This is a genomic window from Dysgonomonas reticulitermitis, assembly GCF_054601275.1.
In genome coordinates, this window is the sequence record NZ_BAAHWU010000037.1 from 21,280 (window position 1) to 31,032 (window position 9,753).

Below are 9,753 nucleotides of genomic sequence, written 5' to 3' on the forward strand. Positions count from 1 at the left end.
TATCGAAGGTTATTTTATTGAGAAATTATAAGTCAAAAGAGGAAAATATTTTGTCTAAATCATGATTCAAACATCAAAACTTCCATTGATTAGAGGTTTTCGCTGATCCTGTACTCACAGATCCACCTTTGTAATATTTTAAAGCTTCGGGTAGATCTTTCTGTATTTGTTGTATACGGCTATTGTCAGAAGGGTGAGTACTCATAAATTCGGGTGTGCTGCCCCCTGAATTTTGGGACATACGAGTCCAGAATGCTGCCGCTGCTGTAGGGTCATAACCTGCCATTGCCATGAATATAAGCCCTAGTTTATCAGCTTCTAATTCTTGTTTTCGAGAGTAAGGAAGTAATATCCCATATTGAGAACCAAGTCCTATTGCCGCGGCCGCAGCCTGTTGTACACCGGCCGAAGCCTTACCCAACGCTGCTCCTACAGCTGCTGTTCCGTATTGAGTTACCATTTGTTGGCTCATGCGTTCATTCGCGTGTTTTGCTACGGCATGAGCTACTTCGTGCCCTAATACAACTGCCAGCCCTGTTTCATTTTGAGTAATTGGCAAAATACCTTCGTATACCACGATTTTACCTCCGGGCATACAAAATGCATTTACTTCATTACTTTTAACGAGATTAAATTCCCAGGCATATGAAGATACTTCATCTGCATAACCATTATTTTTCAGATAGTTTTCTACTGCATTGGCAATGTTTCTTCCCACCTTCTGTACCATTGCTGTATTTACTTTATCTGTAGATTTAGGAGCTGACTTTATAAATTCATCATATTGTTGCAGGCTCAAAGTCAGAACTTCCTGGTTCGATACCAAATTAAGTTGCTTACGGCCCGTAACAGGAACACTGCCACAGCCCACAAATAATAATACCATTCCGGCAAAGATTAACGATATATATATTCTCATAGTTATTACTTTTTTATTGACTTGTTAATTATTTTTTATTTTGCTCCTTAATTAAATCTCTGATTTCTGATAAAAGAATTTCTTCTTTCGTTGGTGCAGGATCAGCCGGAGTTTCTTTCTTTTTATTCTGCAAGCTGTTCATTGCTTTGATTGCAAAGAATATAGCCGTAGCAATGATAACAAAATCGAGTATCGCCTGAATAAATGTACCGTAATTGATAGTAACGGCAGGGACATTGTCAATAGCGTCTTTAATGACGAATTTCAGATTAGAAAAGTCCACACCACCCAATATATATCCAATAGGAGGCATAATAACATCGCTGACCAAAGATGATACTATTTTACCGAATGCTCCTCCGACAATAACACCGACAGCCATATCGACCACGTTACCGCGCATCATGAAGCTTTTTAGTTCTTTTAATACAGACATAATATGTTTTATTAATTAGTTAAATTTTTCTTTATTATTTAATTAACACAGAATTAAAACTTTTTGTTTATAAAAATTTTAATTGATGTGGGTTTGTTACTTTCCGAAATGTTACAACTGTCGATACAAAGGCTATCAGGTATGTTTATCATATAAGGGATAAGTGAAAAATCGGGACTAATAGTATCTGATTTAATCTTATCCGTACCAAAAATATGTCCATCTAAAGTTATCGAATCGTTGTGAAATGTATAGTTAACAGCAAGAATTTCTTTTTCTATTCTTGTAAATATATTTATTGATGAGCTTAAAAGCATTTTCTCAATCAACTCTTTATTGTTTTCATCAGAAAAGAACGTGTTCTCCGGATCAGAATCAATAAATATTCTGATCGGTTTATAATTTCTGCTTACGGCAAATATACCTTTGTAAAATAAACAAACAAGAAAACTATTATCCGACAGACTATAAAATAACACTTCGGCATCTTTATACATCCTCTTTTTCACAGGGAAAGATGTAGATATATTATTTTCTATGAACCCTTTTATTTTTAATTCTTGCTCAATATTCGCTTTGGTTATTAAAATGGACTCTTTGTTCTTATATTTAAAAATCACTATCGGTGGAGAGTATTCTTCGTTTAGTACTTCTATCAATTCTTTAGTATAAGGATATAGCGAGTATATTTCGTTAATACCATATCCTTTGTTGATATATATAACTTCTTTGGCCAATGGCGATATATAGTCGTGTATATTAGCGGAGATAGACCGTTTATTGTAGTCAAGTTTGCTGTACATACTCCATCCTCCGATAAGAACTATAATAATCAGAAGAAATAAAATAACTATCTTTATATTTCGTTTTGACATTGCGTAGGTTCACTGATCAATTCTTACAAAGATATATGAAAGCTTTAGTATTTAGAGAATTAAAGTCTGCTTTTTGCTCTCCGGCAGGAGCGTTTTTCGCTTTGGCTTTCTTTCTTGTGTCGGGTTTTATGCTGTGGCTGTTTCCCGGATCATATAATATCATAGACGGAGGGTATGCCGATATGAGCCGGTTTTTCAACATTGCTCCTGTTTTGATGATTGTTCTTATCCCGGCTTTAACCATGCGCCTATACTCGGAGGAGAAGCGGAATAAAACAATAGACATTCTGGTGTCCAGGCCTGTTCACCTGTTGGAGGTATATCTTAGTAAATTCCTGGCTACATTTTTGTTTGCTTTGGTTACTTTACTATGTACAAGTATCTATGTTTACTTTATATATCAGTTAGCAAATCCGGTTGGTAACATAGATATCGGAAGTATTACTGCCTCTTACTTTTCTTTATTCTTGCTTGCTGCTGTATTTATTAGCATTGGTCTGTTTGGATCAGCCGCCACTCGAAATCAAATTGTAGCTTTGGTAGTGTCCATTTTTATCTGCTTATTTGTGTTTTATGGCTTTGATTTACTATCAGGACTTTTCATTTCGGGTAAAGCAAAGGCTGTAGTTGCATCTCCCGGTCTAAATCATCATTATGAATTGATGAGACGGGGTGTTATTCAGTTCAGTGATATGGTAGCGATGTTTAACTTACTTATTTTGTTTGTTTTATTATTCGTTATGATATATAGAACAAATATGCGAATAATATATTTATTTATATCTATCATATCTATTCTTAATATTATTTTCTTTTTCATACCTAACAATAGATTTGACTTCAGTGCTGATAAACGCTACACTTTGAGTGAATATAGTCTGAATCTGCTGAAAAATTTAAGCAAAGATCAGTCTTTGACTATCGATATCTACCTAACCGGTGATCTGAACTATGGTTTTCAGAGGTTACGCAACGAGACGGATAATATTTTATCCGACTTCAACCGGTATGCTAATTGTGATATAAAAATAAATTACAGGTATCCGTATAAAGAAAATGTATCCTTGAATGATACATATCAGAATATGACCGATAGGGGTATGCCGGGTATTATGTTGAATGAAACAGACAGAGAGGGAAGGCTTAGTAAAAAAATAATATATCCTTATGCCGGTATTACAAATAATAAGGATACATTAATCGTTCCTTTATTGAAGAATATTGCAGGCAATACAGCTGAAGAAAATTTGAATATGTCTATCGAAAGTTTAGAATATGAATTTATCGACGCTATACGGCTTCTTAATCAAACTAAACCTAAATCTATTGCTTTTATAGAGGGGCATGGTGAATTATCCCGAACCAGTCTTTATGATGCAGAAAAGTTGTTGTCCAAATATTATTCGATAAACAGAGGTGAAATAGGAAATGATTTTAATATTCTGGACGATTTTAATGCGGTCGTTATAGCCGGACCTTTATTGAAGTATAGTAACCCGGAAAAATATATTCTCGATCAATATATTATGCGGGGAGGGAAAATTTTGTGGCTGATCGATGGCGCATTTTATTCTCATGAAGAATTAGCCCGATCAGGTTATTCTGCCAGTATGAAGAATGATCTCAATCTCGATGATATGTTGTTCACATACGGAGTCCGTATAAATCCTGATTTGATACAGGATGTGCAGTGTGTTTCCTCATTCCTTGTTACCAATGATTCTCAATCGACAGTTCTTGTACCAAGTTATTTTCAACCATTATTGATGCCTTCGCCGGATTTTCCGGTAACTAAAAATATCAGGGATGTAAAAGCCGGATTTGCAAGTTCTGTTGATATTGTTAATAACTCTCCGGAGATTAGGAAAAACATACTGCTCACAACTTCGGGTAAGACCCATTTGGTGAAAGTGCCTGAACCTATTAATTTTGATGTGTCGGATATTCAAGATCAGCCGGACTATTTTGGTACGGCTTATGTGCCGGTAGCTGTCAGTCTGGAGGGAAGATTTAATTCTGCCTTTGCTAATAGAGTGATTCCTGATAGTATCAAAGCTGATGCATATAAGACGGTAATACAAAGTCTAGATACAAGAATGGTAATTGTATCGTCTTCGGATATTATTACAAATGAGCTGCAAGGACAGGGAGAGGACACACAGGTTTTGCCAATGGGCTACGACCGCGCATCGAAACAGTTGTTCGGCAATCGTGAATTTATTGTCAATGCTATAAATTGGCTTACAGATGATGAAGGATTGATGCAATTGAGAGCAAAGCAACAACAGATGTACCTTTTGAATAAGGCTACAGGTTATGAGAACAGGGATAAGTATGCTATCTTAAGTATTCTCATTCCGGTTGTGATAATGTCATTAATAATGGGAGGAGTATTTTTGTACAGAAAGAGGAAATATGAGAATGATATCCGTAAATAATTAAGTTAGTAGTCAGTAGTTATCACTCTCTTCGCAACTTGGAAATTAAGTAGAAGAGCATACTACTGACTACTGACTACTATTTTACATTCATTCCCAAATTATACATGATAAAGGAATATATATCGGCTTGCTCATCAATGATTTTAGCAATAGGCTTACCGGCTCCATGTCCGGCTTTTGTCTCTATTCTAATCAGCGTAGGATTGGTACCATCGTTAGCGGCTTGTAAAGCTGCGGCAAATTTAAATGAGTGCGCAGGAACTACACGGTCATCATGATCTGCTGTTGTAATCAAGGTCGCAGGATATTTTGTATTTGGTTTCAACGTATGAAGCGGTGAATATGATTTCAGATATTCAAACATTTCTTTGCTATCCTCGCTTGTTCCGTAATCACTGGCCCAGTTCCAGCCGATTGTAAATTTGTGATAACGAAGCATATCCATTACACCCACCTGAGGAATGGCAACTTTGAATAGATCAGGACGCTGGTTCATACACGCTCCAACTAAAAGTCCACCATTAGACCCACCCATGATCGCAAGCTTCTCCGGACTTGTATATTTTTCGGCAACGAGGTGTTCCGCAGCCGCGATAAAATCGTCGAAAACGTTTTGTTTCTGCATTTTAGTGCCTGCTATATGCCATTCTTCACCATATTCCCCGCCACCTCTGAGGTTTGCCTGTACATAGATTCCTCCGTTTTCGAGGAATGGAATACGGGATGTAGAAAATCCCGGATTAAGACTAATGTTGAAGCCTCCATATCCATAAAGGAGTACGGGGTTTTTGCCATCACGTTTCAAACCTTTTTTATATACAAGGAACATAGGTACTTTTGTCCCATCTTTACTGGTATAGAATATTTGTTCTGTATCGAAGTCTTCAGGCTTGAAGTTTACTTTAGGGGTACGGTATAGTTCCGAAGTATTTTTTTCTACATCGAAACGGTAAATAGATGTAGGAAAAGTAAATGAAGTAAAAACAAAGAATGCTTCATTATCATCTTTATCGCCACTAAATCCGACCGAGCCCAATGTCGGAAGCTTTATTTCACTTATTTCTTTTCCATCCAAACCATAGATGTAAGAGTGATTAGATGCATCTTTGTCATATGTCAGAATTAGTTTTCCTCCAATAATTTCGGCGCCTGAAAGAACAGCTTCCGATTCAGGTACCAGTTCTTTCCAATCTTTAAATTGAGGGGCCGATACGCCGGCTTCCATAATTCTGTATTTGGAGGCTCCGTCATTTGTAAAGAAGAGTATCCTGTCTCCTATTACTTCTATCGGGGAGTAGGTGTTATCCAGATTATCGGCTAACTGAACAACAGGAGCATTGTTTTTTGTCAGGTCTTGCATAAACAAGGCGTTTCCTCTACCTGCCCCGGACTCGTAAATGAATAAAACCCGTTGATCTTCACTTACACTTGCCGTATAAAATCGTTTTGGATATTTAGGATTCTGATAGGCCAGCCTATCTTTCGATTGAGGATCACCCAGCTTATGGTAATAGATTTTATGGTTTTCATTTACACTCGAAAATTCTTTGCCGGCTGTAGGTGCATCATAGGCGCTATAATAAAATCCATCGCCTTTCCATGCGGCTCCGCTAAATTTGGCCCATAGTATTTTATCTTCAAGTAATTGCCCGGACGTCAGGTCGATTACATAGATTTCGCTCCAGTCGGAACCACTGCGTGAAATAGAATAAGCCAAATATTTTCCATCTTTTGAAAAAGAAATGCTGCTAAGGGCTACAGTGCCGTCATCAGACAACTTATTCGGATCCAAAACTACTTTGGGTTCAGAATCCAATGTTTCTTGTACATAAAATACACTCTGGTTTTGCAGCCCGTTATTTTTGAAGAAATAATATTTACCATTCTTCTTGTAGGGTGAACCGTATTTTTCGTAGTCTGTAAGATTGGTTAACTCTTCTTTCAGTTTAGCACGGAAAGGAATTTTATCCAGATAGCCAAACGTTACTTTGTTCTGCGCTTCTACCCATGCGGCAGTAGCTTGGGACGTGTCGTTTTCCAACCAACGGTACGGGTCCGCTATTTCAGTACCAAAATAAGTATCTACAGTATTATCCTTAACCGTTTCAGGATATACTATTTTACTCTTCGGGTTACATGCGAACAGCATGGTAAGCCCTCCTCCTAAAAGGAATAATTTGTTTATTCTCATACATACTAAATTTAAATTATTCAGGTCTAAAGTACAAATAAACGAAAAATAAATTTAGCGTGAGCTAAAATCTAGTGTTTTTATTATAGCTGCTGAAGTAGCCCTTGTGCGTCTGCACGGGGCTCTTTATTTTTGAGAAAAAAAGTATTCTCCGGTAGTTGCAGAGCTGCATCCGAACAGTGCGGATTAGGGCTTGGGCATGTAGATCCAATATTGACTCATACAGAATTGCAAGGATAGAAATATACGAACAAAAAAAGAGGCTGTCTCAAAAGTATTTTCTTATATCTATTTACATACGCTACGCTCCTGTGACCGTTGGTTGTCATGTTGAACGGAGTGAAACATCTCTTTTCCTGAGGAATGAGATCCTTCGTTGCACTCAGGATGACAAAGAGGATAACACTTTGATAGTGTAATTTTACTTTTGAGACAGCCTCTTTAATTTATTATCCTTTAGATTCTTTCTTATCTTCTTTTTCTTCTACTGGTTTTAGAGGTATTGTCACTCCCGAATCACCTTTCAAATAAGATGGTAAGTTCAAACCTGCCATATTGAACAGATCGTTTAACGGAGGCACAGATTTCATAAGTCCTGAAACGAAATTCGCTGTTGTTGTATTCCCGTTCGGATTATTTCCGGGAGAATCCCAAACAGTGATTTTATCAATCTTGATATTCTTAATAGCTTCAACCTGAGTTTTAACTAGTTCAGGAAGTTTTTCTATTAACAACAATTGATAAGCAGCTACCGGATCTCCACCCGCAGCATTAACCACCCCTTTGTAACCTTCAGCTTGCTTAGATAATATTTCGAACAAACCGCGTGCTTCGGCATCCATTTTGGCGAAAATAGCATCAGCCTCTCCTTTAGCCTGTTCTCTTAGTCGTTCGGCAACAGCTTGAGCTTCAATAATAGCTTTTTGTTTTTCTATTTCGGCAGGGACAACTACGTTCGCGATTTGAGTCGAACGCTCACGTTCGGAACGAGCCATCTCCGCTTTTTGTTCAGCAGAATACGCTTCTTCCAAAGCTTTTGCTTGTTGTACTTTTTCAGCTGAAACAGCTAGTTTCATAGCTTCGGCTTCTTTTTCACGACGCAAGGCATCCGAACCTGCTATATCTATCTTAGCTGTATTTTCACCCTTCACAGCTATTGCGTTCGCTTCGGCTGTTTTAACACGCGTATCTCTATTTGCTTCAGCTTTACCAATAGATTCGTCCCTGGATGCTCCGGCGATACTTACCTCTCTGTCTTTTTGGGCAATAGCGATCTGAACATCTCTATCTCTGTGAGTTTCAGCAATCTGTACATCACGCATCCTATCTGCAACAGCTTTACCGGTTTCTCCCATTTTTTCTTGTTCAGCTACGCTAACTTTTGCCTCATTAATGGCTTTTGCAGCTGCTTCCTTACCTAAAGCCTCAATATAGCCTGATTCGTCGTTAATATCCGTAACGTTTACGTTTATTAATTTCAAGCCAATCTTACGAAGTTCCGTATCAACGTTTTTTGATATATTATCCAAGAATTTATCACGGTCGGAGTTGATTTCTTCAATCATCATAGTCGCAATAACCAAACGTAACTGCCCGAATAAAATATCTTTTGCCAGTTCTTGTATTTGCGATGTCGTTAGTCCAAGTAGCCTTTCAGCAGCATTATTCATATTTTCCTTTTCTGTAGAAATAGCAATGGTGAAACGGCAAGGCACGTCTACACGAATATTTTGCTTACTCAATGCACTGGTCAGATTTGCTTCGATAGATATAGGCTTCAAGTCAAGGTAGGCATAATCCTGTACGACAGGCCAAATAAATGCACCACCACCATGTATACATTTGGCCGAAGCGCCACCTGTCCTCCCATATACAACCAAAATTTTGTCCGACGGACAACGTTTATACCTGGATGTCATAGCCAAGATGACGACTATCACAACTACTACGAGGACTACACCTATTGTAACCCCTCCTCCGAATAATCCTTCAATCATAGTTTAATTATTAAGTTATATGTGTTTATTATTTTATTCATTTAATGGTGAAACAATGAGCACATCCCCTTCAACAGCCAGCACTTTTACAATAGAACCGTTTTTTATATCACTTGTATTAGCGGTTATAGCGCTTAATTCATGCGTAGTACCTTTTACACTGATGAAAACCTTTCCTCTTCCCGATTTTGATGCCGGTATGTTCATATAGACATCAGCTGTTTTGCCAATAGTCTCTTCAATATTAAAGGTATTATCCTCGGACAATCTCATAAGAGCTTTAATAACAACAAAGAAAACGGCAATGAATATGAGCCCGACAACGAAAGCAATAACTCCTAACAGGAATTTACTTTCTATAGAATTAAAAAGAGACACTCCTGTCCAGCCAAACCCCAGAAAGAAATTGATGAGATTCCTCAATGAGAATAATTGAAACGGGTGGTCGCCTCCATCCAGATTACTATCGAAGTCGGCATCCATTCCCGTATCAGAATCAGCTCCAATAAAGGTCATTATTGTTTGTATGATAAAAATAACACTGGCTATTATAGCGATATACCAGTATACTTGTTGTGTGGCATCCATATTCGAAAAAAAATCTTTCATAATAGTCCGTTTTTTATTTTGTTTAAACTCATAGTCTGCTTAATGCAAATATATGATTTTTTTATTGTATTTCGTTCATCACAGACTAAAATAGTCCAATTTTTTGAACGATATTCGCAGTAATAAATATAGCGATTTATTTGTTATTTTACCAATACTAAACCACTATGGATTTCCAATCCATAGGTTTGATTGCGAATAAAATTCGCGTGAGTGTCGACTATAAGTCGATTGAAAAGCGATAACTAAAGTTCTTTGAAATTTTCATTCAAGTATAAAATCCTC

At 37.4% G+C, this 9,753-nt stretch carries 7 protein-coding genes; 1 reads left to right on the top strand and 6 read right to left on the bottom strand.

Annotated features, from left to right (window positions below):
* Positions 1-73: 73 nt before the first annotated feature.
* Genes ACYPZI_RS12175 through ACYPZI_RS12185 form a run of 3 tightly spaced genes read right to left on the bottom strand, consistent with a single transcriptional unit; the run spans position 74 to position 2,230 of the window.
* Positions 74-919 carry a M48 family metallopeptidase gene (locus ACYPZI_RS12175; RefSeq protein ID WP_459601968.1) on the bottom strand — a complete coding sequence of 282 codons (846 nt, stop codon included), beginning with the start codon at positions 917-919 and terminating at the stop codon, positions 74-76.
* A 28-nt stretch (positions 920-947) separates the two neighbouring features.
* Positions 948-1,355 carry a large-conductance mechanosensitive channel protein MscL gene (gene mscL / locus ACYPZI_RS12180; RefSeq protein WP_459601970.1) on the bottom strand — a complete coding sequence of 136 codons (408 nt, stop codon included), beginning with the start codon at positions 1,353-1,355 and terminating at the stop codon, positions 948-950.
* 53 nt (positions 1,356-1,408) lie between these two features.
* Positions 1,409-2,230, bottom strand: a complete 822-nt coding sequence (locus ACYPZI_RS12185; RefSeq protein WP_459601972.1) for a hypothetical protein — start codon at positions 2,228-2,230, stop codon at positions 1,409-1,411.
* 35 nt (positions 2,231-2,265) lie between these two features.
* On the opposite strand from ACYPZI_RS12185, the gene gldG reads away from it, so the two are divergent.
* On the top strand, positions 2,266-4,668 hold the full coding sequence (gldG, locus tag ACYPZI_RS12190; RefSeq protein WP_459601974.1) for a gliding motility-associated ABC transporter substrate-binding protein GldG: 2,403 nt from the start codon (positions 2,266-2,268) through the stop codon (positions 4,666-4,668).
* Positions 4,669-4,747: 79 nt separating this feature from the next.
* Here the strand turns inward: gldG and ACYPZI_RS12195 are convergent, their stop codons facing one another.
* From ACYPZI_RS12195 to ACYPZI_RS12205, 3 genes are all read right to left on the bottom strand, one after another.
* Complete coding sequence (locus ACYPZI_RS12195) at positions 4,748-6,856, bottom strand: prolyl oligopeptidase family serine peptidase (protein WP_459601982.1); 2,109 nt, start codon at positions 6,854-6,856, stop codon at positions 4,748-4,750.
* A 455-nt stretch (positions 6,857-7,311) separates the two neighbouring features.
* On the bottom strand, positions 7,312-8,859 hold the full coding sequence (locus tag ACYPZI_RS12200) for a flotillin family protein (RefSeq protein ID WP_459601976.1): 1,548 nt from the start codon (positions 8,857-8,859) through the stop codon (positions 7,312-7,314).
* Between the two features lie 33 nt (positions 8,860-8,892).
* On the bottom strand, positions 8,893-9,468 hold the full coding sequence (locus ACYPZI_RS12205; RefSeq protein ID WP_459601978.1) for an NfeD family protein: 576 nt from the start codon (positions 9,466-9,468) through the stop codon (positions 8,893-8,895).
* Positions 9,469-9,753 lie beyond the last annotated feature (285 nt).

What these genes read in the sequence shown, in the direction of transcription:
- ACYPZI_RS12175 (WP_459601968.1), bottom strand. Translation starts at nt 919, where the DNA reads ATGAGAATATATATATCGTTAATCTTTGCCGGAATGGTATTATTATTT.
- mscL (WP_459601970.1), bottom strand. Translation starts at nt 1,355, where the DNA reads ATGTCTGTATTAAAAGAACTAAAAAGCTTCATGATGCGCGGTAACGTG.
- ACYPZI_RS12185 (WP_459601972.1), bottom strand. Translation starts at nt 2,230, where the DNA reads ATGTCAAAACGAAATATAAAGATAGTTATTTTATTTCTTCTGATTATT.
- gldG (WP_459601974.1), top strand. Translation starts at nt 2,266, where the DNA reads ATGAAAGCTTTAGTATTTAGAGAATTAAAGTCTGCTTTTTGCTCTCCG.
- ACYPZI_RS12200 (WP_459601976.1), bottom strand. Translation starts at nt 8,859, where the DNA reads ATGATTGAAGGATTATTCGGAGGAGGGGTTACAATAGGTGTAGTCCTC.
- ACYPZI_RS12205 (WP_459601978.1), bottom strand. Translation starts at nt 9,468, where the DNA reads ATGAAAGATTTTTTTTCGAATATGGATGCCACACAACAAGTATACTGG.